Source organism: Arsenophonus endosymbiont of Apis mellifera (assembly GCF_903968575.1).
Lineage (GTDB): Bacteria > Pseudomonadota > Gammaproteobacteria > Enterobacterales > Enterobacteriaceae > Arsenophonus > Arsenophonus apicola.
On the sequence record NZ_CAJCFU010000079.1, the window covers coordinates 173,673 to 200,320 of the forward strand.

Below are 26,648 nucleotides of genomic sequence, written 5' to 3' on the forward strand. Positions count from 1 at the left end.
ATGACTAAAAATTCCATTTATCCTCCAATAATGGAAAGGTTTGACGTGATACCACTATCACCTTGATGAAGAAAATGGCTTTCACGTTTTAACTGTAATTCTGCCTGAATACGCGCTTTCAATGCCTCAGATTGAGATGCATTAACTAATAAATCACGTAAAATAATACTGCGTTCGCCAAATAGACAGAGATGAAGATGACCGATAGAAGAGACACGTAAGCGATTACAATTTTGACAAAAATTCTTCTCATAGGGCATAATTAAACCAATTTCACCACAATAATCAGGATGCTTAAATACCTGGGCAGGCCCATCACAACGATAGCGTGGTATTTGTTGCCAACTTTGCTCTAATAAGCGCCGACGAATTTTTTCACCTGAGACATGATGACGATGAAATATTTTACCACTCTCACCGGTTTCCATTAATTCAATAAATCGCAGTTGAATTGGCCGCAGTTTGATCCAGTTTATAAAACTCACTAAATTACTGTCATTGATATTTTTCATCAACACAACATTAACTTTTATTTTGGCAAAACCAGCCTCCAAGGCCGCATCAATCCCAGCCATTACTTGAAAAAATTTATCTTGCCCGGTAATAGCTAAAAACTGTCGTGGATCAAGACTATCAACACTTACATTAATGTCGGTTAAACCTGCACTTTTCCAATGGCTAACATTTTTGGCCAGCCGATAACCATTGGTCGTTACGGCAATTTTTTTGATCGCCTGGTTTTGTTTGATGGTAGCAATAATGTCAAAAAAATCACGCCGCATGGTCGGTTCTCCGCCAGTTAAGCGAATTTTTTCCGTACCAAGCTCGGCAAAAGCTTTTGTTAAATGGCCAATTTCTTCTAGCGATAAAAAATCTTGATAACCCTTTGATTGATAGCCATTAGGTAGACAATAGGTGCAGCGAAAATTACACACATCAGTGATGGATAGTCTTAAATAGTAGAATTTACGGGCAAAAGTATCAATAAGTTGAGTCATAATAACGCCTTTCCAAATACGGGAGAAGCAGGCATTTCTACCTCGCACCCTAGTGGCCGATAAGTGCCACGGCCTTAATACCCTATTTAAACCATTAAGATCACAAACTTAGGTAAAAAGGCTAGGAGTTAATAACATCACGTACAATAATAGCGTAATGTGATGGTTGCTATAAATAATATTGCTAAATATTTAAAAAAGCGAATAAACGCTTAAATCTATCGCTTGCAATTCAATAAGTTAATCAATTAACAGAAAATAATGTAATATAAATAAATGACAAAGTTATTGTTTAATATCACGTTAATTCAATATGATCGGATATTTAATGATAAATTACGTCAAACCGTTATAAGACAGATAATAAAATAGGGGAAGTAATGCATCAATGCAGTATTCTTAATAACTTAGGGCAAGTTGTTGCACTAGGAGGTGGTCATGGCTTGGGTCGTGTTATGTCATCTCTTGCGGTTCTAAATTCTCAATTAACGGGTATAGTAACAACAACAGATAATGGCGGCTCTACCGGCCGTATTCGCCGTTCCGAAGGCGGTATTGCCTGGGGGGATACGCGCAACTGTTTAAACCAATTAATTACTGAACCGTCCATTGCTTCAACGATGTTTGAATACCGTTTTATGGGTAACGGTGAACTTGGTGGCCATAATCTAGGTAATTTAATGCTCAAATCGCTCGATCATTTGAGTGTTAGGCCGTTGGATGCAATAAACTTAATCCGTAATCTATTAAAAGTGAAGGCGCATCTTATTCCTATGTCCGAGCAACCTGCTGATTTGCTGGCAATCGATTTGATGGGCAATGAAATCTATGGTGAAGTTAATATTGATCAACTCACCTCACTACCACAAAAATTAATGCTATCTCCGCAAGTAAGTAGCACGCCAGAAGCGCTTGATGCTATTTATAACGCTGATTTGATTATCATTGGCCCAGGTAGTTTTTTAACCAGTCTGATGCCTTTATTTCTGATGAACGATTTAACGCAAGCACTACAAGAATGCCGGGCAGCAATCATCTATATTGCTAACCTTGGTAAAGAGCTTAACCAGCCTGCTGCCAATATGCAATTAACTGATAAAATTGCCATGATCGAAAAAAGGATCGGCCAACAGAAAATTGATGCCATTATCGTTGGGCCAGCAACCGATACATCAAACCTAGCAGATCGAATAGTAATCCAACGAGAACTGGCTGCTCAAGATGTTTGTTATCGTCATGATCGAGACTTACTGCGCCAAGCTATTGAAGACATCGCACAAAACATTCACCAACTTAAACCTTTTAATTTATCACCTGCCTCCAATGCCAACTGACTTCTTACTTGGCATTCTCCTCGCCCTAAAGGGCATGGTTTGACGGTGCAGTAGGTAAAAGCGTCCTATCAAGTTCAAGAATTAGCAATAAACTGTTCACGTAGCAATTGGATTTGATCGCGTAAACTGGCTGCTTGTTCAAATTCAAGATCTTGCGCATAACGATACATTTGTGCTTCTAACGCCTGAATTTTAAGCTCCAATTCTTTAGTGGAAAGTTTATGATAATCCTCGCTAATCGCTGATACTTGTGGTTGCTTTTGTTTCGTTTTTACCGATACTGGGGCGCCAACTTGTAAAATATCACCCACTTTTTTATTTAAACCTTTAGGCACAATACCATGCTGCTGATTAAAGGCGATTTGTTTCTCTCGACGGCGCTCAGTTTCTCTAATCGCTTTTGCCATTGAATCAGTCACTTTATCACCATATAAAATCGCTTTCCCTTTCAGGTTACGCGCGGCACGGCCAATCGTTTGAATCAATGAACGCTCTGAACGTAAAAATCCTTCTTTATCTGCATCTAAAATAGCGACTAACGATACCTCAGGCATATCTAAGCCTTCACGTAGCAAGTTAATCCCCACTAAAACATCAAATAAACCTAATCGTAAATCACGAATAATTTCGACTCGCTCAACGGTATCAATATCTGAATGCAAATAACGCACCTTAATATCATGTTCTTGCAGATAATCGGTCAAATCTTCTGCCATTCTTTTGGTTAAGGTTGTTACTAGTACTCGTTCATTTACCGCTGTTCGTAGATGGATCTCAGATAACAAATCATCAACCTGAGTAGCAACTGGACGAACCTCAATTTCAGGATCGAGTAAGCCAGTTGGCCGAACAACTTGCTCAATAATTTCATTAGCCGATTTTTCCAATTCATACTTACCCGGTGTGGCAGAAATATAAATTGTTTGCGGGGAAAGTGCTTCAAATTCCTCAAAACGTAACGGGCGATTGTCCAACGCAGATGGTAAGCGAAAACCATATTCAACCAATGTCTCTTTACGAGAGCGATCACCACGATACATAGCGCCAATCTGTGGGATAGTGACATGAGATTCGTCAATAACTAATAAGCCATCAGCCGGTAAATAGTCAAACAGTGTTGGTGGCGGTTCACCGCTTGCACGGCCGGAAAGATAACGTGAATAATTTTCAATACCGGAGCAATAACCCAGTTCATTCATCATCTCTAAATCAAACTGGGTACGCTGGGTTAATCGCTGCTCTTCAAGCAATTTATTACTTTCCAGTAGCAATTTACGTCTTTGTGCCAATTCAGTTTTGATCTGCTCCATGGCTTCAAGAATACGTTCACGCGGTGTGACATAGTGAGTTTTAGGATAAATGGTAAATCGTGGTACATCATGTTGGAGCTGACCCGTTAAGGGATCAAAAAGTGCCAGCCTTTCTACTTCCTCATCAAATAATTCGACCCGTAAGGCATATTCATCTGATTCGGCAGGAAAAATATCAATCACTTCCCCTCTAACTCTAAATGTACCTCGTTGAAATGCTTGATCATTGCGGCTATATTGCAACTCTGCCAGCCGGCGTAAAATAGCACGCTGGTCAATAATCATGCCTTTAGTTAAATGAAGCATCATTTTTAGATAGCTATCTGGATCGCCTAAACCATAAATCGCTGATACCGAAGCAACAACAATAACATCACGTCGTTCAAGAAGTGCTTTAGTGGCAGAGAGCCGCATCTGTTCAATATGTTCGTTAATAGAGGCGTCTTTTTCGATAAAAGTATCGGAACTGGGAACATACGCTTCTGGTTGATAATAATCATAATAAGAAACAAAATATTCCACCGCATTTTCAGGAAAAAAGGCTTTCATTTCACTATATAATTGTGCTGCCAGCGTTTTATTGTGAGCCATCACCATGACCGGGCGGTTAACCCGCTCAATAACCTTAGCAATAGTAAATGTTTTACCCGATCCGGTGACACCAAGCAACGTTTGATGAGCCAATCCATCATTAAGACCTTCGATTAATTTCTTTATTGCTTGTGGCTGATCACCCGCAGGTTGAAATTCAGCATGCAATTTGAAGACTTTACTCATCTAACCCTCTCTACTAAAAATTTCTTTATCATACTGGATAAAAAAACAGTTTCAATGACAGCAGAAATAAAAAATCAGCCTTAACCATAATAAATTATTTACATATATTTATTATTTTAATAACTTAGTTATCCCCAAGCTTTTTCTTACGCTTAATTATATTTTATATTTTATGCTAATTAGCTAATATAAAACTTTATTATATATCATTTCAGACTTGATTTTATATAACTTATTAATATTTATATAATTTTGATTTAGAGCCGAGAATGGCATCAACGGCACGCCAAGCCTCATCCCATCTTGGTTAGCGACACTTTTCTAGATCTAATACACAAGGTTATCCACAGGAATGGTGGATAACTCAAGAAATTCTTTTAGGCATCAATAGTTGTAAGATTTTCACTTGAGTATTAGTAAAAAATTTTTGCCAGAAAAATAATCACAAAAAAAATTTTTGTATAAGAAAAAAAACGAAAAAAAGCATTTCATCTGTTACTATTTTACTAATTCAAGCAAAATACGGCTAAAGTGGCATAATGCTTTAGCCTAAAAATTATTCCTATTACAGTAGGTTACCTATATTGACAAATTTGCCAATCGAATGAGATTGCCAATCTGGCAAATGTGGAATAACCCCTAAACAAGGTGCTGACAGGCGCTGCTGTAATGTTAACAAATAATCCTGTTGATATTGACCCGGTAAAACAATTTCATTAGCCACCCAGCCTGCCAATAATAAACCACTTTGCTCAATTGCCTGTGCGGTTAATATTGCATGATTAATACAACCTAATTTAACGCCAACTGTTAATATTACTGGCAATTGCTGTTGTATAACCCAATCAGCAAAGGTTTGCTCAGCGCAAAGCGGTGTATACCATCCGCCGGCACCTTCGACAATGATCCAGTCAGCAGATTGTTTTAATTTATTTAATCCTGCACCCATTATCTGCCAATCGATAAGTTCTCCTGTTAACTGACTGGCAATATGGGGTGAAGTTGCTTGGGCAAAAACGATCGGATTAACATCATGGTAATTCAGTTTCAGGCTGCTATTTTTTCTTAATAACTGCGCATCTGAATTTCTTAAGCCATCCGTTAATTGTTCGCTACCTGAAGCTACCGGCTTATAGCCTGCCGTTTGATAGCCATGAGCTGCGGCCGCTTGTAGCAGCGCGCAACTAACAATAGTTTTGCCCACATCGGTGTCAGTTCCGGTGAGAAAAAAACATTTATTCACGATATAACATTCCGTAAACCAGTTGATAAGTTAGTGGGAATTGCTCATTGACATAAGGATAATGATCAAGGAGTTTAGCTAACTGATTTTTTGTCATTAGGCCCTGTTGCTGACGTCCAGCCGTTAGATAAGTCGCACCAATTCCCTTGATAGATTGGAGTAAACAAGCAAATGAAGGATAAGTTACATGCCAAGATCGTTGCTCTAAACTATGCGACCAACCATGACAAGTCCGCTTAATTTGTGCAAAAGTCATAAAAGAATTAATGTGTCGGTTATTATCAACTTTTTGCCAACACTGTTGTAGCTCATGTAATGAGCCATCGGCTAAAGTAGAAAAAGCAACTACCCCACCCTTTTTAGTGATACGATATAACTCACTTAATGGGGTATATAAATTACTACACCACTGGATAGCAAGATGACTAAAACAGAGATCGACACTTTCATCGGCTAGTGGTAGACACTCCATGTCAGCCTGGATATAACTTTTGGCCGCTTGCTTTTGTTGAGCGATCGCTAACATTGATGCAGACAGATCAAGCGCAATAACCTGTTTTCCTGCTAACTGCCACTGCTGACTGAAATAACCGGTACCACAGCCAGCATCCAGAATCGTGTTACCTGGCATCGCCGATAAGCAATCAAACAGATGTTGTCCACTTTGCTGCTGAAATAACGCAATATTATCGTAATTTTTAGCCGCCCGTCCAAAAGCATGCGCAATTGCTTGCTTATTTATTGGCATAGTTGTTAAAGAATTCATTTAACGTTTCCATTAACTGTGCAATATCGGTTAATTGATGATTAGCCATCAACGTGATCCTTAATCTAGCACTACCCGGCGGCACTGTTGGCGGCCGAATAGCTTGCACCCAAAATCCTCGCTGACGTAAAAATTGCGCTAAATGTAAACAACGTTGGTTACTACCAATAATCAGTGGCTGAATGGCACTCGAGGAATTTAATAATGGCAAATTATAGTGATGGGCTAATTGACGAAAATAATCAATATTGCGCTGCAAATTTGTTCTTAATTCATCGGCCTGACGAATTTGCCTAACGGCCTCAGCCAACGCAACCGCTTGAGCCGGCGGCATTGAAGTACTATAAATCAAATGACGGCCATATTGCAGAAAATAGTCGGCGGTGTTTTCATCACAAAGCAATGCAGCTCCACTAAGACCAAAGGCTTTACCAAAGGTTATCACCAGCAGTTCAGGCTTTACCTTATGCAGATGACAACTACCTCTGCCTTCATCGCCGCTAACCCCAATACCATGGGCATCATCCACTAATAGCCATGCCTGTGCTTGCCTTGCTGCTGCTTGCAATTGATCTAAAGGGGCTCTATCGCCATCCATACTAAATACGCCTTCAGTGACAACCAGTGTTTTACCAGTCTGATTGACCGCTAAAAGAGGTTGTAAAGTGTCCGCTTGATTGTGAGCAAAACGTTGTAATGTTGCTGGCGATAACATTGCGGCTTCTAGTATGGATGCATGACTAAATTTATCAGCGACAATACGATCATTTTTTTTCATTAAAGCCATAATCACACTTTGATTTACGGCATAGCCGGAAATAAATAATAAAGCGCGGGGATAACCTAACCAGTCAGCAAGCTGGTGCTCCAATTGGGCATGGGCGCAAATATAACCGATAACATGACCTGAGCTACCACTACCCGTTCCATATTGGCTTAATCCCATTTGCCAGGCTTTAATAATGGCCGGATGCTGGCTTAACCCCAGATAATCATTACTCGAAAAATTAACATATTGTTGTTGATCAAAGATTAGGGTACGTGCATTATTTTTTTTAATAATCTGTCGTTGCCGCCACAATGCTTGCTGCTTGCGCATATCCAGTTCACGAGCTAAAAATGTTGACCAATTCATCATAGTGCCGCGTTGTAAAATTGTGCTGTATCCACCTGCTGCATAGCTTTTTGCAGCCGCTCTATTTGCTGCTGATGAGTCAATGCGGTTTCAGTGGCTTGTGGATTAATATTTAGCTTGCGGAAAAGTTGCTGATCTTTATCTTGCTTGGGATTAGCGGCCGTTAATAACTTACAACCATAAAAGAGAGAGTTAGCCCCGGCCATAAAACAGAGTGCTTGCATCTGTTCATTCATCTGTTCACGGCCAGCAGAGAGCCGGACAAAAGAGGTTGGCATCATAATACGGGCAACAGCAATGGTACGAATAAAATCAAAGCCATCGACATCTTCATTGTCTTCAAGGGGCGTGCCTTTTATTTTTATTAACATATTAATTGGCACACTTTCGGGAACCTGCGGTAAATTAGCTAATTGAACCAATAGCGCTGCTCGATCAGTCACCTCTTCACCTAAGCCGACAATGCCACCAGCGCATACCTTCATGCCTGCTTGGCGAACGGTATCAATTGTATCAAGCCGATCTTGATAGGTGCGAGTGGTAATAATAGAGCCATAAAACTCAGGCGAGGTGTCTAAATTGTGATTGTAATAATCCAGTCCCGCATCGGCTAACCGCCGTGCTTGCTGGTCAGTTAACTTACCCAGTGTCATACAGGTTTCCAAGCCTAATGCTTTGACTTCTTTTACCATCGTTTCTAAATAAGGCATATCCCGTTCATGGGGATTTCGCCAGGCCGCGCCCATACAAAAACGTGTCGAACCGGCTTTTTTGGCCTGCTTAGCCGATTCAATCACTTGTTGGACTTCTAATAGTCGCTCAGCTTTTAATCCTGTCTTATAACGAGCACTTTGTGGGCAATATTTGCAATCTTCCGGGCAGGCACCGGTTTTAATTGAGAGTAAGGTACTAATCTGGATCTGTTGCGGATCAAAGTGTTGACGATGAACTTGCTGAGCTTGAAAAAGTAATTCAAAAAAAGGTAAATCAAATAATGCTTGTGCCTGGCTAAGCGTCCATGTTTTTTCCATCTTTGCCATTCTCTCTCTTGAAACAAAAAGTGTTGCCAGTTTAAATAAGTGCGTTATCATGTCAACTAAAATAAATAAAATTAGTTTACCAAGTATAATGAAACTCGACGATATTAATTTTGATACTAAACATATTTGGCACCCCTATACTTCTATGACGCAACCGATACCGGCTTATCCTATCGTGAGCGCCTCAGGTGTTGAACTCGAATTAGCCGATGGCAGAAAATTGATTGATGGTATGGCTTCTTGGTGGGCCGCTATTCATGGCTATAATCATCCCGTACTCAACCAAGCCGCTTCTCAGCAATTAACAAAAATGTCCCATGTTATGTTTGGCGGCATCACCCATCCGTCAGCGACCGCCTTGTGCCGACAATTAATTGATATAACTGATCATAGTTTAGAATGTATTTTTCTGGCTGACTCCGGCTCAGTAGCTGTAGAGATAGCATTAAAAATGGCATTACAGTATTGGCAGGCGCGCGGGGAAACACGTCACCAGTTTATTGCCTTACAACGGGCATATCATGGTGATACCTTGGGTGCTATGTCAGTTTGTGATCCAGAAAACTCAATGCATAGCCTTTATCAAGGTTATTTGCCAACCCATTTTTTCGTTCAAGCCCCTCAATGCGGTTTTTATCAGCAGTGGCAAGCTGACGATTTGATCCCATTACAAAAAATGCTAAGCGAACAAGCTGGCAAAATTGCGGCCATTATCGTTGAGCCGATAGTTCAGGGTGCGGGTGGTATGCGAATTTATCACCCTAATTATCTGACCGGCGTGAGAGAATTATGCGATCACTATGATATCTTACTGATTGCCGATGAAGTAGCCACCGGATTTGGCCGTACTGGCAAATTGTTTGCTTGCCAGCATAGTGCGATCACGCCAGATATTTTGTGTCTAGGTAAAGCACTAACCGGGGGTTATGTCACTCTGTCAGCTACTCTGACCAGCCGGCATATTGCGGACACCATTAGCCAAGGTCAAGCGGGCTGTTTTATGCATGGGCCCACTTTTATGGGCAATCCATTAGCCTGTGCGATTGCCGATGCGAACATAACATTATTAAAAAATAGCCCATGGCAAAAATGGGTGCAAGAGATTGAAACGCAATTGATGGCTGAACTCTTTGTGCTGCGAGATCAACCACAAGTTGCTGACGTGCGAGTGTTAGGTGCAATTGGCATTGTTGAAATGAAAAACCCCGTCAATGTGCCTGAGTTACAACGTCATTTTGTGGCTGAAGGGGTCTGGATCCGGCCATTTGGTAAATTAATTTATCTGATGCCGCCCTATATCATTACCGCTCAGCAACTGACCCAGTTAACGGAAGCAATAAAAAAAATCGTTATCAAGCTGTAAATTAAAAATAATTTAGTTTTTTATTAAATGGGTCGTGATCCACATCGGCCCTTTACCCACCGGATAACGTTCTAATGCTTGTAGCCCACCGGTCACTCCATCTATTTTATAAACAGCAATGTGATCCGACTTCTGGCCCACAGCTAGCAAAAAATGACCCGTTTGATCAATATTAAAGCCACGCGGTTGACTTTCCGTGGCATAAACCGCCATTGGCGATAATGTTAACCCGTCTGCTGTCACCTGAAAGTGACGAATAATACTGGCAGAACGTTCACTTGCATAAAGATGGCGGCCATCTGGCGTAATATGGATATCCGCGGCCCAAGGTTTACATTTCGAACCAGCCGGCAAAATGTCACAATTTTGCTTTTGCTGAAAAGGCGCAAATGCTGAATGAACATTAATGGTGGCATCTAACTCATTTAAACAATAAAAAGCGTTCTGGTTGGGTGCAAAAGCTAAATGACGGGGCCCTGCACCTTGGTTAGTTGCAATCCGACCAGCAACCTGTTCGGTTAAATGGCCATTGTTAGCAATTGTATAAATGCGAATATGATCTTCACCTAAACAAGGGACAAACAAGCGTGCATTATCAAAACTTACTCCCGACGCATGGGGATGTTTTAAATCGCCAACAACTTGAATCACTGGCTGCGCGCTCCCCTGTTGATCAATGGGCAACACCATTAAATTACCTTGATGATAGGAGGGAATAAATAACCAACGACCGAGCTTGTCAATTTCAATGTGGGTTGGTGTGGCAGGAATAGCGGTAATGGCCTGTTGGCTGAGTTTGCCTTCGGCCGAAATAAGGTAAGTAATAATGGCAAAATCCGGCCGAATACCAACATAAAGATGTCGACCATCAGGACTAATCTGCATCGGTTGTACTTCACCGGGTAATGTCAGCTGTTGCAATAATGTCAGTTTCCCTTTTTCATCTAGGATCCAAACATGAATTTGCTTACTTTCTGGACTGGCAACATACACTACCTGTTTCATTGATTAACTCCTCACAAATTATCTGACAAAATAGCCTCCGTTATCATATCCGATTTGATAGCAGATAATTACCAAAACAGCATAGTAGGTAATAAAAAAATTTATTGTTCAGTTGACTGATGTCAGTATATGGAGTGGTTTTATTTTTATAAATTATCACTATGTAATTAAAGGTTATATTTCGCGACAATAATTAGCCAACCGTCAATCGCCGTTGAATATAGTCTTATTCAAGTAAATTTAGTATTCAGATAATAAAAAAATAAATTAAACCCTATAAAAAACTGTTGTTAAAAAGTAAAAAAATAATATTATATAAATATATAAAATTTTATTTCTGTTAATAAAGATGTTTTGCTAAAAAGGCAATAAAATTGATCACTACCGAGGAGGTTGGAAATTTAATATAAATTTCACATTATTTTTTAATATAAGCAACATATAAGCTAACTTTGATTTGATCCCGTTGTCTGTATCGATTTTTTTCCAATTTCATATAATTATTGTTAGTAATAAATAAAATCAACAAGTCGTGAGCTAAATTTAAAAATTATAAACCGTAACTATCAGGACGAGTAGATTAACACGGCAAAGTGTTAATAGAAAATTAAGGAATAATAATGAAACCCCGCGAAAATTTAATGGTTGAGTTAGAAACCATGGGCATGGGCAGTTGTGCTGCCATTGTAGCAATCGGTGCGGTTTTTTTTAATCCAGCGACAGGTGAAACGGGCGCTGCCTTTTATCAAGCTGTCGATCTCTCTTCATCAATGTCTGCCGGTGGTACCGTCAATGGCGAAACTATAAAATGGTGGTTATGCCAATCCAATGAAGCTCGCGCAACAATTGCCAAAAAAAGTTTACCACTTATTGATAATGTTCTGCGTGAATTACATTTTTGGGCGCGAGAAAATGCCCAAGAACGGATGGATTGTTTGAAAGTCTGGGGGAAAGGCGCTAATTTTGTTTTAAGAGGCGCTTATGAGAGATCACAATTGACCCCTTTTTGGCATGTCGGCAATGATCGTGATGTACACACTATTATCGATATGGGGATTAATCTGGGCATAAATGTACAAAATGATCTGTCAATTGATCAAGCGCGAGATAATGCACTCAATTGTGCGCTTTACCAAGTGCATCATGTTGCCAATATTTGGCAAAAAATTATCCAACATGAGGAATGACGGAATATTCCAGTTAATGAAAATTAACAATGACAATTATTAGTTGGTAATAAACTTGCTATTACTGATAACTATTGAATAAAAGCTAGCTAAGTAGAAATAGCTAGCATTTAATAACAACAAAAATAGCTTAATATGAATGTCTACTAATCTAATTTAAATTTGTAATGTTGGTTAATTTACTAGCTGAAAAATTGTTATTAATATTATTTAGCTTTCATATCCACATCAACAACTTGATAAAAAGCATTTGCAGTATCAGCAATTGACCAAACACCTAAAATGATTTGATAACCCGTCCGTTGTGGAACATTGCAATCAAAATAAATCTGGTACTCATCAGGCGTTGCACCACCGTCAAAACGCTCGCAAAATGGTTTTAAATCAAAAGAAGCACGAGTTAGTGGTGCGTTAGGATTCCAATCCTGTTTAGTAATAAAAAACTCCCATTTTTGCGTTTTATGTGGCTGAGTTAACGACCAACGAAAGGTGTTTTTACCAGAATTCAGTGGTACTTTCTTCCAACGATCAACGCTCTGTTCGTTGAGTTTATAAAATGATGAGTTATCACCGCTGGCTATCTTACCATCACGAGGGCCGCTTTGTGGAAAACCTTTTGGCCCTTCAATCGACATAGGATCATATTCAACAGCACCACAGTTGCTATTTTCATGTATCCAACATAACACTGCTCGGCTTTTGGGTTCAAAAATAAAACCATGCTGCGGTTCCGGTTTGACATTGGCAGCGGCTACATTAGCAGCACAGATTAGTGCCAATGGCGCTAACAATAATTTACTTTTCATTTAATACATCCCTTAAATAGTTTCTATTTTTATCAATTGAGAATATTTTTATATAACATCACTTACAGCAGAGTTAATTATTATGCAGATAAAAATCAAATATCAATTTAATTAATCTATTTTTTACTTAAAAAAAATTTCATTTAAATATAAATAAAATAAAAAATTAATATATTAGACTTTCTATGAAAAACAGTGACCAACTAATAAAAAATAAAATATTGAATAAATTAGAAATATAATTGCAGCTCATATTATCTAAATTATTTGAGCGTTATAGTTAACAATAATGAACGCTGCAATTTACAAATAATCGCTGGCGATAAAACATGACAATGTTAGGACCAATACATAATCTAACGAAAATAGCAGCTAAAAATTAACAATATTTAGCATAATAAATTTAAAGAGCAATATTAAAAGATGCTATTTTAACAGCAGCACTTATTGTTAAAAATGGTAATAAATATCGCTTTAAAATTAATAATTATTTACATTAAATCAACAAAAAGACATTTAATTAACTTATGCTAATCTAATATATTGATTTAAATCTTATTAATCATAAAACAACTGGTTAATAACCTGCCAGGCTAAAATTTTACTGATTATTGCTATTTAATTATGTTGTTATTTTATTATCTATTGGGCTAATTATTTTTTTTATGGGTTTAGTTAACGGCTATTATCCGATATGATTAGTACTGAAAAAATTTATCGGTTTGAATAATTAGGATAAATAATTCACTAAATTATACTGTTTAAAATTACTGTACAGATTAAATACTAAATCACTATTTAATCTGTTTTATGAGGCTGATTTATGTCATATCGCGTCATCGCATTAGATCTTGATGGTACCCTATTAGATCCTAACAAGCAGATCTTGCCACAATCCTTAGCCGCTATAAACCAAGCTCGTCGTCAAGGGATCAAAGTTATTATTGCTACCGGTCGCCATCATGTTGCTATTCACCCATTTTATCAAGCACTAGACTTAGACACCCCGGCAATTTGTTGTAATGGGACTTATCTCTACGACTATCAGGCTAAAAAAGTACTGGAATCGGATCCGTTATCGGCTGAAGAAGCGACTAAAGTGGTTGCGCATTTACAAGGTACTGATATCAACCACTTGATGTATGTGGATGATGCCATGCTATATCAACAACATAATGATGCTATTAAACGCACTTTGAAGTGGGCAAATTCCTTACCTAAAAATCAACGCCCCAATATCCATAAAATTGATAATTTCAACACGGCAATCCAACAGGTCAACGCTATTTGGAAATTTGCCACTTGTACGCCAGATATCGACAAATTACGCGTTTTTAGCCAAACTATTCAGCAGGAACTGGAGCTGGCTTGTGAATGGTCATGGTTTGATCAAGTTGATATTGCTAAAAAAGGTAACAGTAAAGGTGTGCGTTTACAACGTTGGGTCGAATCACAAGGCTTAACGATGAAAGAAGTCATTGCTTTTGGTGATAATTTCAACGATGTCAGCATGCTAACTGCCGCTGGTCTCGGCGTGGCAATGGGTAATAGTTGTGATGAAGTGAAAAAATATGCCGATATAATTACCGAGCAAAATACCGCCCCTGGAATTGCTGAAGTGATACAAAAATATGTGCTATAAAGGCTGTAAAGCTATTTGTGCTACTGCCCAACAACCTTTGTTAACAAGCATTGCTTAATCAATAGATTTAAAGCCGACGAGTTAGCGACAGACTCTTAACTTGGGCATAAACCCATTTATCCGGCTTTATTTCTAGTTCCTCTTTTGCCCAGCGCGTGATCCTTGCCCAAATAAAGTGGCTATCTATTGCTAATTTGACATCCACTTGCTCTGATCCATCAATACACTCCACAACTTTTGCTCTTAATATATTACGAATAGTCGTTTGCGTTGGTTTATTTAATGTTAAAGAGACATCTGCCGCATCAATACGAATGCGAACCGCTGCTCCTGATTGAAATTGCAACTGGGGAAGCCACAACACTTGATCCGATAGAGCCACCGACGTCATAGCATAATGGCTATGATGCTCTATTACCTTAACGTTTAAAATACTACTTAATGCATCAGCTTGTAACCAAGGGCGTAAAACACTACTTGACCAAATATCGGCTAACGGCGCGACAGCTTCAATTTTACCCGCTGACATAACAATTACATTATCAGCCAGCCGGACTATTTCATCCAGATTATGACTAACATAGAGAATAGGAATTTGGATATCTTGCGATAACTTTTCTAAATAGGGAAGTAACTCTCTTTTACGTGGTAAATCTAACGAAGCTAACGGTTCATCCATTAATAGTAATTCAGGTGCGGTTAATAAGGCGCGGCCAATTGCGACGCGTTGTTTTTCACCACCTGACAACATAACTGGCAAGCGCGGCAATAATTTTTCAATTCCAAGCAACTGAACAATATCATCAAAGTGTGATTTCATTGCTTTGGCCATACCGTATTGCAGATTACCTTTAACGCTATAATGTGGAAAAAGGCGCGCATCTTGAAAAACGTAGCCCATTTTACGCATTTGTGCCGGTACAAACAGACCTTTATCCGTATCAACTAAAACACGATCATTAAAAATAATTTGTCCTTTATCGGGTTTACTAAGCCCGCCGATCAAGTTGATCAAGGAGGTTTTACCAACACCGGAAACACCAAAAATGGCGGTGATCCCTTGAGTTGAAAGTATGGTATCAACATTGACAGACAAATCGCCTAGCTGCTGTTGCAGCCGCAACGCTAACATATTGCCTCCAAACGTTTTCTGCCACAACGGGTTAACCATTCAGACAGGAGTAACGATAGCAAGGCTAAAATGATAGCAATAATACATAAGCGAGCAGCGGCTATTTCCGCGCCTGGGGTCTCAATCAGTGTATACATAGCTAATGGAATGGTTCTTGTTTCACCTGGAATATTAGACACGAATGTAATCGTGGCGCCAAATTCACCTAATGAACGAGCAAAAGCCAAAACCATACCAACAATAATTCCTGGTAAAATTAATGGTAGCGTAATGGTAAAAAAAACCCGCCATGGATTAGCTCCCAATGTTCGAGCTGCTTGTTCAAGACGGCGGTCAACGCCTTCTAATGCTAATCTTATTGCTCTAACCATCAATGGAAAAGCGATAATGGTAGAGGCTAAAGCCGCACCTCGCCAACTAAAGGTAAAACTAAATCCAAACCAATGATATAGCCATGCACCGATTACCCCATGGCGACCAAATGATAGCAAAAGTAGATACCCTACCACTACCGGTGGTAATACTAAAGGTAAATGGATCAGACTATCAAGTAATGTTCTGCCGGGAAAACGGCAACGCACCAAAATCCAGGCCATTAATATGCCAAAAGGTAAACTCACCAATACGGCAACACCCGATACTTTTGAGCTCAGAATAATAGCTTGCCACTCATATTCACTTAACATATGCAAAAATTAATTTCCTATAATGGATTAAAACCATAATGCGTAAATATTGCCGCCGCTGCAGGTGTTTTCAAATAAGCAAAAAAATCGTTAACCTTATTAGTTTGCTGATTTTTGACGATCGCCATTGGATATTCGATCTTTTTATAACTGGTAGTTGGGAATATGCCTACCACTTTCACCTTTTGACTCACTCCAGCATCAGAGCCATACACAATGCCTAGCGGTGCTTCATTCAGCTCAACTAATGCCATGCCACTACGGACATTATTGGTTCTGGCTAACAGAGTATTGACAGTTTTCCAGGCGCCTAAAGCCATTAGTGCCTGTTTAGCATAGATACCAACTGGCACATGATCAGGGTCACCCACAGCAATTCGTTCACCATTGGCAAGTTGGCGCCAATCGGTATTTTTATTAATCGTGACCTGTTTTAATTTTGAATTTATTGGCGCGATAAGGACTAAATTATTGCCTAACAAAGTATAGCGACTGGCATTAACAATAAGTTGTTTCTGTTGCACATAATCCATCCACTGCTGATCGGCGGAAATAAAAATATCCGCAGGAGCTCCCTGTTCAATTTGTCTGGCTAACGTTGAAGATGAAGCATAAGAAGCAATAATTTTAATGTTATGATCTTTTTCATATTGCGTTACGATATCATTTAATGCATTGGTTAACGACGCGGCAGCAAAAACAGTGATTTTATTTTCCGCTGCCCAATTTGATCCACTGACCAAACAAAAAAGTGCTACTGCTGTCACTAACTTAGCAATATATTTTTTCATCATTAATCCCTTTTTCATTATTTTTATCGTTATATATATCAGGATATAACGAATAAAGAAAGTCGTATGATATCGATAAAATTAGATTGTTTTCGTTAGTTAAAAATAGTGCTAAATAGAATAAATGAATGGAATAACAATTGCTAAACATCTTTTGTTAAAAGATAATTAACGACAAAATAAAAATAATTATATCATATTGATAGTTAATGAAAAAATCATATTCGATTTTCAATTAGTGGAATTAGTTGATAAAAGATCGGTTATTTTTCTTATCATTAAAATAAAATTATTTATACAAAATATCTTTATGATTAAATATAAAATATTCACCATCAATAATTTGATAACCATTTAATTAAATCAAATATTACCAGCTATTGTTGCTATAATTGTGTCACCTTAAGTTAAATAATGATATCTTTAAAAATGGTAATCAGTTAACCCTCCCTGAATAAAATAAAACAACATTGGACAATCTATGAATGACAAACCATTATCATCGACAGTAAACATAGATCAAGGACAACTCAAGCGAGGTTTACAAAATCGCCACATTCAATTGATCGCTATTGGTGGTGCCATAGGAACCGGATTATTTATGGGCTCAGGCAAAGCCATTTCTTTAGCTGGCCCATCCCTTATAATTATTTATTTAATTATTGGGTTTGTCTTGTTTTTCGTGATGCGCGCCATGGGGGAATTACTGCTTTCGAATTTAAAATATAAATCCTTTAGTGATTTTTGTGCTGAACTATTAGGACCATGGGCCGGCTTTTTCGTTGGCTGGACTTATTGGTTTTGTTGGGTGATCACCGCTATTGCAGAAATTGTTGCTATTACTGCCTATATTGGCTATTGGGCACCTGATTTTCCGCCCTGGCTGACCTCGTTACTTTGCATACTGATGTTATTAACACTTAATTTAGTCTCAGTGTCCTTATTTGGTGAAACAGAATTTTGGTTTGCTATTATCAAAATTATTGCCATTATTTTTCTTATTCTGATTGGCTTAGTATTAGTCATCATCGGCTTCACAACGCCTAGCGGACATATTGCCTCCTTTAGCCACCTCTGGAATGATGGCATCTTTCCAATGGGTATTAACGGTTTTTTTGCCGGTTTCCAATTAGCGATCTTCTCTTTTGTGGGTATTGAAATTGTTGGCGCCACCGCGGCTGAAACGCGGGATCCAAATCGTGTGTTGCCAAAAGCGATTAATGCCATTCCATTTAGATTCATCGCCTTTTATGTTCTTTCTTTAGTGATTATTATGTCGGTCACGCCCTGGCGTGAGATTGCTGCCGATAAAAGCCCATTCGTCGAGCTTTTTGTTCTAATTGGGGTGCCGGCCGCCGCGAGTATTGTCAACTTTGTGGTGCTAACTTCAGCCGCTTCCTCTACTAATAGTGGCGTCTTTTCCACCAGCCGTATGTTATTTGGCCTAGCCAAGGAAGCAAATGCCCCCAGGCAATTTAGTCAATTATCGAACAAATCGGTACCGGTTAAGGGATTATATTTTACCTGCTGCTGTCTCAGTTTGGCGGTGGTATTGATCTATTTTATTCCCGATGTTATGCGCGTTTTTGTCCTTATTACTACCGTTGCAGCCATTCTTTTTATGTTTATCTGGAGTATGATCCTGTGCGCTTATTTGGCTTATCGCAAAAAACAGCCTGATCGACATCAAACTTCGATTTATAAAATGCCAGCCGGGATCTTTATGTCTTGGGTCTGTCTGTTATTTTTTGTTTTTGTTTTAATATTGCTGACCTTCGAACCAGATACTCGCCAGGCACTGTTGGCAGTACCGGTTTGGTTTGTTATGTTGTTTATTGGTTATCAAATTGCTAAAAAAGGTAAATCTGCAGCTAATTAAATGAATAATGGTGGTTTTAATAAAACCACCATTATTCAAATTAATTGGTAAGACTTATGTAGGTTAAAACGCCACTACACCCGAGCCGCTAAATAATTTGGGTGGATTTAGTTAATAAAAAATAATTGACTAAAGCTAATAGTGCATAAATCCTAGATTAAACCATCGGATACCAACTAATAAATCAGCAGTCGCCGGCTAGTTATTGGCTAGCCTTATACTCGGCCTCCGCTTTAACAAAACGTTTCACTGCACTTTGACTAGGCGCAGTAGTTAATAGGCTAACGATCACAATGGCGAGTGAAGCAAAAATAAAACCGGGAATAATTTCATACAAAACAAACCACTTATATTGCATCCAGATTAACACCGTCAAAGCGCCGACCAGCATACCCGCCAAGGCACCGTAGCGATTCATGCGTTGCCACAACACAGAAATTAAGATCACCGGGCCAAAGGCCGCACCAAAACCCGCCCAGGCGTTGCTAACCAAAACCAACACTTTATTATTGGGATCACGAGCAATAAAAATTGCTATAGCCGCCACAACTAACACCATCGCACGACCAACCCACACTAACTCTCGTTGGCGAGCATTCGGTCTGATAAAGGGCTTATAGAGATCTTCAGTCAATGCACTAGCACAAACTAATAATTGACAACTTAAGGTACTCATCACGGCCGCCAAAATGGCCGATAGCAATATTCCCGCCAACCAAGGATTAAATAAAATAGTGGCTAATTCCATAAATATCCGTTCCGGATTAGCTATAACCGCTCCGGCAACGGCAGGATGCAGATCAAAATAAGCAATACCAAAAAAACCCACGGCAATCGTGCCCGCTAAACAGAGTATCATCCAAGTCATACTAATACGTCGTGCCCGCGTGATGGTCTGCGCTGAATCGGCTGCCATAAAACGCGCCAATATATGTGGTTGACCAAAATAGCCTAAGCCCCATCCTAGTAAGGAAATAATGGCGACAAAATTTAATTCTTTAAACATATCTAGGTAAGCCGGATCTTTATTGTTAATTACTGTTAGCGCGCTGTCCGAACCACCGACAGCAAAAATCACCATTAGCGGGGTTAATAACAAGGCAAAAATCATTAAAGTAGCTTGTACCGTATCCGTCCAACTAACCGCTAAAAAGCCACCCAAAAAAGTATATATAATCGTAGCTAATGCACCTAACCACATGGCTTGTTGATAGCTAATACCAAAAGTATTTTCAAAAAGTAGTCCACCGGCAACGACACCGGAAGCACAATAGATAGTAAAAAAAATTAGGATCACAAAAGCTGAAACGATACGTAACATTTTGCTTTTATCTTCAAAACGGCTGGTAAAATAGTCTGGCAATGTCAGCGAATTATGATTATTTTCCGTTTGAATACGTAATCGTCCAGCAACTAATCGCCAATTTAAATAAGCGCCTAATGATAAACCAATAGCAATCCAACTTTCCGCTATGCCACTTAGAAAAATTGCACCGGGTAAGCCCATTAATAACCAACCACTCATATCTGATGCGCCAGCAGACAGCGCCGTTACTACCCCACCTAAACGACGTCCGCCTAAAATGTAATCATCAAAGCTGGTTGTTGAACGATATGCGCAAAAACCAATTAGCAACATAACAAAAATATAAACCACAAACATAATTATCATTGGATAGCTTAATATCATCTGTCCCTCTCCATTGTTTTTCTCTTTTTAGTTTTAGTCAGTATGCAGGCATATTGTTATCAATTTGCTTTAACCTAAATAAAACCAATCTTTAACAAATAAACTGACTTTTTATTTTCCTGTTTATCTTGAAATTTAATTTTGCGTAAAAAGGTACGCAACACAATTGATGAAACACAAAACAACGACAATTTAATCGTTATATTGCAAAACACAGTGAATAACCCACAAATGTTAATTTGTTTGATTATATTTTAATAAAATAATTATTTTATTATTTACTTTGATCTTTTTTTATTTATTTATGTTTCAGAAAGATATAACAATACTTATAATAAAATCTATTTTAATTAATACAAAAATAGATTTATTTCACATTTCTAACACTTTCATCAGTTAACAATATTGCACCAAATTAAAACATAAAGGATATTGTTAAATTACCGACTTCTAACAATCATCAAAAGAACAAGAATGAATTGCGCAATCATTGCAGTCATTCTTATTGTTGATAAAGTAATCAGAGAAGTAGCGAAATAAACTTTATAACGCCTGGATCTGACATCGATTAGTTAACAGAACAGGCAACATTTAATTATCTTAGACACTTTGATAATGAGGAAACTATGGTTCAATTCCCGGCAACCAAAGTTAATGAAAAAGCAAACTCATCCCGCGAACCCTCGATATGCTCTAAAACCGATCATCCCCTTTTTTTAAATTTTGCCGCGCATATTTTACCGCAATCAGCCAAACGCTCGGCAATTACTGCAGCTTATCGATTACCTGAAACACAGTTATTACCGCTATTGCTAAAACAAGCCCAGCTAGCAGAAAGCGAGGCGGTATATCAACTAGCCTATCAGCTAGCTAAAAATCTACGCGAACAAAAAAATAGTCTTGGCCGCTCAAGTTTAGTCCAGAGCCTATTACAACAATTTGCCCTCTCCTCGCAAGAAGGAATTGCGCTTATGTGTCTGGCCGAAGCACTGCTGCGGATCCCAGATAAAGCTACCCGTGATAGCTTGATCCGCGACAAAATTAGTCGGGGTGACTGGCAGTCACATATTGGACAAAGTTCGTCATTATTTGTTAATGCCGCTACCTGGGGTTTGCTATTTACCGGTAAATTAGTTACCAGTCATAATGAAACTAAACTTGCCAGCGCCCTTAACCGTATCATTAGTAAAAATGGTGAACCCATTATTCGTCAAGCTGTAAATATGGGAATGCGGCTAATGGGTGAACAATTTGTCACTGGTGAAACCATCACACAAGCACTGAGTAATGCCCAAAAAATGGAAAATAAAGGTTTTAGCTACTCTTATGATATGTTAGGCGAAGCCGCCCTAACCGCTGAAGATGCTAAAACCTATATGGCTGCTTATCAACAAGCGATCGATGCGATTGGTAAGGCTTCCAGCGGCAAAAGTATTTATGCCAGTGCCGGTATTTCCATTAAACTATCAGCGCTCCATCCGCGCTATTGTCGAGCGCAATATCAACGTGTGATGGATGAACTCTATCCTCGTTTATTAACATTAACTTTACAAGCACGCCATTATGATATCGGCATTAATATTGATGCTGAGGAAGCTGATAGGCTGGAAATTTCCCTCGACTTACTGAAAAAACTGTGTTTCGAGCCACAACTGGCTGGCTGGAATGGCATTGGCTTTGTTATTCAGGCCTATCAGAAGCGCTGCCCATATGTTATCGACGAAATTATCGATTTAGCGCAACGCAGTCAGCACCGTTTGATGATCCGTTTGGTAAAAGGCGCTTATTGGGATAGTGAAATTAAACGCGCGCAAATAGATGGTCTTGAAGGTTACCCGGTCTATAACAAAAAAATTTATACTGATGTCAGCTATCTGGCTTGTGCCAGAAAACTGCTGTCAGTGCCTAATTTAATTTATCCGCAATTTGCTACCCATAATGCCCATACCTTAGCCAGTATTTATTATCTGGCTGGCGAAAATTATTATCCGGGTCAATATGAATTTCAATGTTTACATGGCATGGGCGAATCTCTCTATCAACAAGTTGTCGGTTCAATCGCCGAGGGTAAACTTAATCGTCCTTGCCGCATCTATGCACCAGTTGGTAGTCATGAAACCTTACTCGCTTATTTGGTGCGTCGCTTACTGGAAAATGGCGCTAATACTTCTTTTGTTAATCGGATTGCCAATCATCAGATCCCATTAGATAAACTGCTAGCCGATCCAGTGCAAGAGGTGCTATCAGCGGCTGAAACAGAAGGCCAATTGGGTTTACCTCACCCACAAATCCCGCTGCCTCGCGCACTTTATGGCTAAAAGCGCCTCAATGCGATTGGTATTGATCTAACCAATGAGCATCACCTAGCGGCCCTGTCGCAGACCTTACTAGCCACTCCACGCTGTTATCAGGTTAAACCTTTACTCGGCGGCAAACATCATTCACAGTATGAAATTTCAGCTCGGCTACCGATCACTAATCCAGCCAATCATAGCGATATTGTCGGCTATGTTCATGAAGCGACTATGAGCGATCTAGAGCATGCACTGGAAGTGGCCACTAACGCTGCCACTAGCTGGGCGACACTACCAGTTGAACAACGAGCGGCCATTTTGCAACAAGCAGCTAGCCTAATGGAGCAGCAATTTTCCCGTTTAATTGGCGTATTGATCCGTGAAGCGGGCAAAACCTATAGTAATGCCATTGCTGAAGTGCGCGAAGCCATTGATTTTCTGCGTTACTACGCTTTGCAGATCAGTGAAAATTTCAATAATGAAACTTATTCTCCACTGGGTGTGGTGGTTTGCATTAGTCCATGGAATTTTCCGCTGGCTATTTTTAGCGGTCAAATTGCTGCGGCTTTAGCTAGCGGTAATTGCGTACTGGCCAAACCGGCAGAACAAACACCCATTATCGCGATGCTGGGCGTCGAATTATTGCATCAAGCAGGTATACCACGTGATGTGCTCCAGTTGCTGCCTGGCCAAGGCGAGCAAGTGGGCACAAAATTGATTAGTGACCAACGGACGGCGGGGGTGTTATTTACCGGTTCAACCTGTGTGGCCAAACTGATCCAGCGCAATCTTGCCAATCGACTCAATGCTCAGCAACAGCCCATTCCACTGATTGCCGAAACCGGTGGTTTAAATGCCATGATCGTTGATTCATCGGCTCTCACTGAACAAGTTGTCCATGATGTTATCATCTCAGCCTTCGATAGTGCCGGCCAACGCTGCTCCGCCTTACGTATTCTTTGCCTGCAAGAAGAAATCGCTGAACGCACGCTGGCTATGTTAACCGGTGCGATGGCCGAATACCGGATCGGTGATCCGACTCTGCTAGAGACGGACATTGGCCCGGTCATTGATCGCGAGGCACAACAGAATATTGAGCAGCATATTGAAAAAATGCGACAAGCGGGTAAAAGGATTTATCAGGTTGAACAACCTAGCCAAGCGGATGATAATCAATGGCAACAAGGCACTTTTGTCCGCCCCACCTTAATTGAAATCGACCATTTTGACGAACTAAAAAAGGAAATTTTTGGCCCCGTACTGCATGTTTTGCGCTTTAAACGGCATCAATTAACACGGCTGATCAAACAAATTAATGACTCAGGTTATGGTTTAACTTTAGGCCTGCATACCCGCATTGATGAAACCATTGCTTATGTTAGCCAGACGGCAAAAGTAGGTAATATTTATGTTAACCGCAATATGGTCGGTGCCGTGGTTGGTGTACAACCCTTTGGCGGTGAAGGGTTATCCGGTACCGGGCCAAAAGCCGGTGGCCCACTCTATCTCTATCGATTGCTCAGCCAGCGGCCAGATAGCGTTATTGAGAAAGTGTTCAAGCAGCCAGATAATCCCTCTCCATTAACCAGTGGCCAACCCCCATTAGCTCAATTAACGCCATTTGATGCCTTCGCTGATTGGGCGAAAAAACAGCATAATCAATTACTAAATAGCGTTATTCTCCACTATCAACAATTACCCCATAGCGGGATTAACTATCAATTAGCTGGCCCAACTGGCGAGTATAATAGTTATAGTCTAGTGCCGCGCGGGCGGATCCTGTGTTTGGCTGAAAGCCAATCAGACGCCCTGCTGCAACTGGCAGCGGTGTTAGCCATGGGATGTCAAGTCTTATGGCCCAATGATGCTATGCAACAGCAACTGCATGCGACTTTGCCTGAATTGGTCAATCAAGTGATCACCCTGACGGATAACTGGCAACATGTTGACTGCCAATTTGATGCGGTTATTTTTCATGGCGATTGCCAGCAGTTACAAACCATTTGTAGCCTCGTGGCTGAGCGTGATGGGCCAATTATTTCCGTACAAGGATACCGACCCGGTGACAGTCAGTTATTACTTGAGCGTTTAGTCCATGAGCGCGTCGTCAGTATCAATACCGCAGCAGCCGGCGGCAATGCCAGTTTAATGACGCTTGAATAATTTTTTCCTTCAAACAATAAGGCCTTAGCGATTCGCTAAGGCCTTATTTATCTAATCACTATGAAAGCATTCAGTTGCGATTCATCGCCGTATTAGGCCAAATGGTTAGCCTGCCAGTTAAGAAACTGCTCATATTTACGCAACGCAATGTTGTAATTACTAAAGGCCGACTCAGTCATTTTATCCTGCATCTGCGCTTGAATTTTTTCAATCACCACTTCATTGACAGGAAATTGCGCTTCACTTAACAACTCATCCAGGCGACGCAAGCGCACCACATATTCACGCACCGTGCTATGGCTCATCTCTGTCTCTTTAAATAAATACTGTTTAAAGGACATAATATCAAAATAGCCGGTATCACTATTACAATATATCTCACTACAAAAACGACATAACGCAGTAAATTTATGCTGTAATTCTGCCCATGCCTGACCATCAACCAGCTCGTTCATGGCTGAAATTGCTTCTTTATTCAGAATTTGATCATTAAATACTAATGAAATCCGATCAAGGGTTTTGTTACAGTGCGCGCAATGAATTTGACTATGTTTATAGTCTTTAATATAACGGCTCAGCGGCCGCTTCTTTTGGTTAGAAACAGACATATTAGATAAGCCCTGTGTGTAAATCGTAAACAAAAAAATAAAAAATATTATTTATCTGAATTTAAGCGCGCTCGTAGCCGTTTTATCGCCTGGCTATGTAGCTGGCTGACGCGGGATTCCCCCACATTCAACACGGCGCCTATTTCTTTCAGGTTCAGATCTTCTTGATAATAGAGCGTCAAAACCATTTTTTCCCTTTCAGGCAAACATTCTATCGCCTTTATAATATTTTTGCGAATATCAGTTGCTATTAAAGTTTGCAGCGGATTTCGCTCGTCGTCAACCTCAATAATTGGTTCGCAGCTTTCACCATGCACTTCATGCCACTCATCATACGAGCATAACTGACTATTATTGGTATCCTGCAGTAGCTGTTGATACTCCAGCAGACCAATGTGCAACTTATCAGCGATCTCCTGTTCGGTCGCTGGCCGGCCTAACGCTTGCTCAAGCTGCTGCATAACTTTGGTCGCTTCTCGCGCCTGACGACGCACACTACGAGGCACCCAATCGCGAGCGCGTAACTCATCTAACATTGCACCACGCACGCGTTGTACCGCATAGGTGGTAAAAGCGGTGCCTTGGCTGGCATCAAACCGCTCTAATGCATCCAGCAAACCTATACCACCCGCCTGAACTAAATCATCTAGTTCCACGCTAGCGGGTAATCTCACTTGCAATTTTAATGCCTCATGGCGTACTAAGGGAATATAACGCTCCCATAGCACATCTTTTTCAATCACCCCATCCTGGGTATAGAGATCATTCACCGTAAGCACCTGTCAGTTATCAACTGGCG

19 protein-coding genes, 1 pseudogene and 1 riboswitch are annotated in these 26,648 nt (G+C 39.9%); of the genes and pseudogenes, 6 read left to right on the top strand and 14 right to left on the bottom strand.

Annotated elements, in window-relative coordinates:
- Window positions 1-17: 17 nt before the first annotated feature.
- Window positions 18-998 carry a GTP 3',8-cyclase MoaA gene (gene moaA, locus H1X92_RS14595; RefSeq protein WP_180560826.1) on the bottom strand — a complete coding sequence of 327 codons (981 nt, stop codon included), beginning with the start codon at window positions 996-998 and terminating at the stop codon, window positions 18-20.
- Window positions 988-1,138: riboswitch (molybdenum cofactor riboswitch) on the bottom strand. (Overlaps the previous gene by 11 nt.)
- 240 nt (window positions 1,139-1,378) lie before the next feature.
- Here moaA and yvcK point away from each other — a divergent pair.
- Window positions 1,379-2,332: a uridine diphosphate-N-acetylglucosamine-binding protein YvcK gene (gene yvcK / locus H1X92_RS14600; protein ID WP_180560827.1), complete on the top strand. Its 954-nt coding sequence runs from the start codon at window positions 1,379-1,381 to the stop codon at window positions 2,330-2,332.
- A gap of 74 nt (window positions 2,333-2,406) precedes the next feature.
- Here the strand turns inward: yvcK and uvrB are convergent, their stop codons facing one another.
- The 5 genes from uvrB to bioB form a co-directional block, all read right to left on the bottom strand.
- The gene (gene uvrB / locus H1X92_RS14605; RefSeq protein ID WP_180560828.1) at window positions 2,407-4,419 is read right to left on the bottom strand and encodes an excinuclease ABC subunit UvrB; all 2,013 of its coding nucleotides are present in this window, start codon (window positions 4,417-4,419) and stop codon (window positions 2,407-2,409) included.
- A gap of 565 nt (window positions 4,420-4,984) precedes the next feature.
- On the bottom strand, window positions 4,985-5,662 hold the full coding sequence (bioD, locus tag H1X92_RS14610) for a dethiobiotin synthase (protein ID WP_180560829.1): 678 nt from the start codon (window positions 5,660-5,662) through the stop codon (window positions 4,985-4,987).
- Window positions 5,655-6,428 (bottom strand): malonyl-ACP O-methyltransferase BioC, encoded by a 774-nt coding sequence (gene bioC, locus H1X92_RS14615; RefSeq protein WP_180560830.1) that lies wholly within the window; start codon window positions 6,426-6,428, stop codon window positions 5,655-5,657. The genes bioD and bioC overlap by 8 nt, the downstream gene beginning before the upstream one ends.
- Window positions 6,397-7,563 carry an 8-amino-7-oxononanoate synthase gene (bioF, locus tag H1X92_RS14620; protein WP_180560999.1) on the bottom strand — a complete coding sequence of 389 codons (1,167 nt, stop codon included), beginning with the start codon at window positions 7,561-7,563 and terminating at the stop codon, window positions 6,397-6,399. Before bioF ends, bioC begins: the two co-directional genes overlap by 32 nt.
- Entirely contained in the window at window positions 7,563-8,594 is a 1,032-nt protein-coding gene (bioB, locus tag H1X92_RS14625; protein ID WP_370520708.1) for a biotin synthase BioB, read from the bottom strand. The genes bioF and bioB overlap by 1 nt, the downstream gene beginning before the upstream one ends.
- Before the next feature lie 97 nt (window positions 8,595-8,691).
- Here bioB and bioA point away from each other — a divergent pair, with 97 nt between their 5' ends.
- Window positions 8,692-9,966, top strand: coding sequence for an adenosylmethionine--8-amino-7-oxononanoate transaminase (gene bioA / locus H1X92_RS14630; protein WP_180561000.1), 1,275 nt, complete (start codon window positions 8,692-8,694; stop codon window positions 9,964-9,966).
- Window positions 9,967-9,978: 12 nt separating this feature from the next.
- Here the strand turns inward: bioA and pgl are convergent, their stop codons facing one another.
- Window positions 9,979-10,971, bottom strand: coding sequence for a 6-phosphogluconolactonase (gene pgl / locus H1X92_RS14635; protein ID WP_180560832.1), 993 nt, complete (start codon window positions 10,969-10,971; stop codon window positions 9,979-9,981).
- Between the two features lie 620 nt (window positions 10,972-11,591).
- On the opposite strand from pgl, the gene H1X92_RS14640 reads away from it, so the two are divergent.
- The gene (locus H1X92_RS14640; RefSeq protein ID WP_180560833.1) at window positions 11,592-12,158 is read left to right on the top strand and encodes a 3'-5' exonuclease; all 567 of its coding nucleotides are present in this window, start codon (window positions 11,592-11,594) and stop codon (window positions 12,156-12,158) included.
- Window positions 12,159-12,364: 206 nt separating this feature from the next.
- On the opposite strand, the gene H1X92_RS14645 is transcribed toward H1X92_RS14640, so the two are convergent.
- Complete coding sequence (locus tag H1X92_RS14645) at window positions 12,365-12,964, bottom strand: lytic polysaccharide monooxygenase (RefSeq protein ID WP_180560834.1); 600 nt, start codon at window positions 12,962-12,964, stop codon at window positions 12,365-12,367.
- Window positions 12,965-13,787: 823 nt separating this feature from the next.
- On the opposite strand from H1X92_RS14645, the gene H1X92_RS14650 reads away from it, so the two are divergent.
- Window positions 13,788-14,606 (top strand): pyridoxal phosphatase, encoded by an 819-nt coding sequence (locus H1X92_RS14650; protein ID WP_180560835.1) that lies wholly within the window; start codon window positions 13,788-13,790, stop codon window positions 14,604-14,606.
- 67 nt (window positions 14,607-14,673) lie between these two features.
- On the opposite strand, the gene modC is transcribed toward H1X92_RS14650, so the two are convergent.
- Genes modC through modA form a run of 3 tightly spaced genes read right to left on the bottom strand, consistent with a single transcriptional unit; the run spans window position 14,674 to window position 17,215 of the window.
- Window positions 14,674-15,738: a molybdenum ABC transporter ATP-binding protein ModC gene (modC, locus tag H1X92_RS14655; protein ID WP_180560836.1), complete on the bottom strand. Its 1,065-nt coding sequence runs from the start codon at window positions 15,736-15,738 to the stop codon at window positions 14,674-14,676.
- Window positions 15,732-16,424 carry a molybdate ABC transporter permease subunit gene (modB, locus tag H1X92_RS14660; RefSeq protein WP_180561001.1) on the bottom strand — a complete coding sequence of 231 codons (693 nt, stop codon included), beginning with the start codon at window positions 16,422-16,424 and terminating at the stop codon, window positions 15,732-15,734. Before modB ends, modC begins: the two co-directional genes overlap by 7 nt.
- A 17-nt stretch (window positions 16,425-16,441) precedes the next feature.
- Window positions 16,442-17,215: a molybdate ABC transporter substrate-binding protein gene (gene modA / locus H1X92_RS14665; RefSeq protein ID WP_180561002.1), complete on the bottom strand. Its 774-nt coding sequence runs from the start codon at window positions 17,213-17,215 to the stop codon at window positions 16,442-16,444.
- Window positions 17,216-17,696: 481 nt separating this feature from the next.
- On the opposite strand from modA, the gene cycA reads away from it, so the two are divergent.
- Complete coding sequence (gene cycA / locus H1X92_RS14670; RefSeq protein WP_180560837.1) at window positions 17,697-19,094, top strand: D-serine/D-alanine/glycine transporter; 1,398 nt, start codon at window positions 17,697-17,699, stop codon at window positions 19,092-19,094.
- A gap of 202 nt (window positions 19,095-19,296) precedes the next feature.
- Here the strand turns inward: cycA and putP are convergent, their stop codons facing one another.
- Window positions 19,297-20,784 carry a sodium/proline symporter PutP gene (gene putP, locus H1X92_RS14675; protein WP_180560838.1) on the bottom strand — a complete coding sequence of 496 codons (1,488 nt, stop codon included), beginning with the start codon at window positions 20,782-20,784 and terminating at the stop codon, window positions 19,297-19,299.
- A gap of 572 nt (window positions 20,785-21,356) precedes the next feature.
- Here putP and putA point away from each other — a divergent pair.
- Window positions 21,357-25,241 (top strand): annotated as a pseudogene (gene putA, locus H1X92_RS14680) (trifunctional transcriptional regulator/proline dehydrogenase/L-glutamate gamma-semialdehyde dehydrogenase); the annotation flags it as partial.
- A 92-nt stretch (window positions 25,242-25,333) separates the two neighbouring features.
- On the opposite strand, the gene fliZ reads toward putA, so the two are convergent.
- A complete protein-coding gene (gene fliZ, locus H1X92_RS14685; protein ID WP_180560839.1) occupies window positions 25,334-25,849 on the bottom strand; it encodes a flagella biosynthesis regulatory protein FliZ in 516 nt (171 codons plus the stop codon).
- 47 nt (window positions 25,850-25,896) lie between these two features.
- Window positions 25,897-26,619: an RNA polymerase sigma factor FliA gene (locus H1X92_RS14690; protein ID WP_180560840.1), complete on the bottom strand. Its 723-nt coding sequence runs from the start codon at window positions 26,617-26,619 to the stop codon at window positions 25,897-25,899.
- Window positions 26,620-26,648: the final 29 nt, after the last annotated feature.

What these genes read in the sequence shown, in the direction of transcription:
- modB (WP_180561001.1), bottom strand. Translation starts at nt 16,424, where the DNA reads ATGTTAAGTGAATATGAGTGGCAAGCTATTATTCTGAGCTCAAAAGTA.
- pgl (WP_180560832.1), bottom strand. Translation starts at nt 10,971, where the DNA reads ATGAAACAGGTAGTGTATGTTGCCAGTCCAGAAAGTAAGCAAATTCAT.
- H1X92_RS14645 (WP_180560834.1), bottom strand. Translation starts at nt 12,964, where the DNA reads ATGAAAAGTAAATTATTGTTAGCGCCATTGGCACTAATCTGTGCTGCT.
- H1X92_RS14650 (WP_180560835.1), top strand. Translation starts at nt 13,788, where the DNA reads ATGTCATATCGCGTCATCGCATTAGATCTTGATGGTACCCTATTAGAT.
- bioC (WP_180560830.1), bottom strand. Translation starts at nt 6,428, where the DNA reads ATGAATTCTTTAACAACTATGCCAATAAATAAGCAAGCAATTGCGCAT.
- bioF (WP_180560999.1), bottom strand. Translation starts at nt 7,563, where the DNA reads ATGAATTGGTCAACATTTTTAGCTCGTGAACTGGATATGCGCAAGCAG.
- putP (WP_180560838.1), bottom strand. Translation starts at nt 20,784, where the DNA reads ATGATATTAAGCTATCCAATGATAATTATGTTTGTGGTTTATATTTTT.
- moaA (WP_180560826.1), bottom strand. Translation starts at nt 998, where the DNA reads ATGACTCAACTTATTGATACTTTTGCCCGTAAATTCTACTATTTAAGA.
- yvcK (WP_180560827.1), top strand. Translation starts at nt 1,379, where the DNA reads ATGCATCAATGCAGTATTCTTAATAACTTAGGGCAAGTTGTTGCACTA.
- uvrB (WP_180560828.1), bottom strand. Translation starts at nt 4,419, where the DNA reads ATGAGTAAAGTCTTCAAATTGCATGCTGAATTTCAACCTGCGGGTGAT.
- modA (WP_180561002.1), bottom strand. Translation starts at nt 17,215, where the DNA reads ATGAAAAAATATATTGCTAAGTTAGTGACAGCAGTAGCACTTTTTTGT.
- bioB (WP_370520708.1), bottom strand. Translation starts at nt 8,594, where the DNA reads ATGGAAAAAACATGGACGCTTAGCCAGGCACAAGCATTATTTGATTTA.
- bioA (WP_180561000.1), top strand. Translation starts at nt 8,692, where the DNA reads ATGAAACTCGACGATATTAATTTTGATACTAAACATATTTGGCACCCC.
- cycA (WP_180560837.1), top strand. Translation starts at nt 17,697, where the DNA reads ATGAATGACAAACCATTATCATCGACAGTAAACATAGATCAAGGACAA.
- H1X92_RS14640 (WP_180560833.1), top strand. Translation starts at nt 11,592, where the DNA reads ATGAAACCCCGCGAAAATTTAATGGTTGAGTTAGAAACCATGGGCATG.
- modC (WP_180560836.1), bottom strand. Translation starts at nt 15,738, where the DNA reads ATGTTAGCGTTGCGGCTGCAACAGCAGCTAGGCGATTTGTCTGTCAAT.
- fliZ (WP_180560839.1), bottom strand. Translation starts at nt 25,849, where the DNA reads ATGTCTGTTTCTAACCAAAAGAAGCGGCCGCTGAGCCGTTATATTAAA.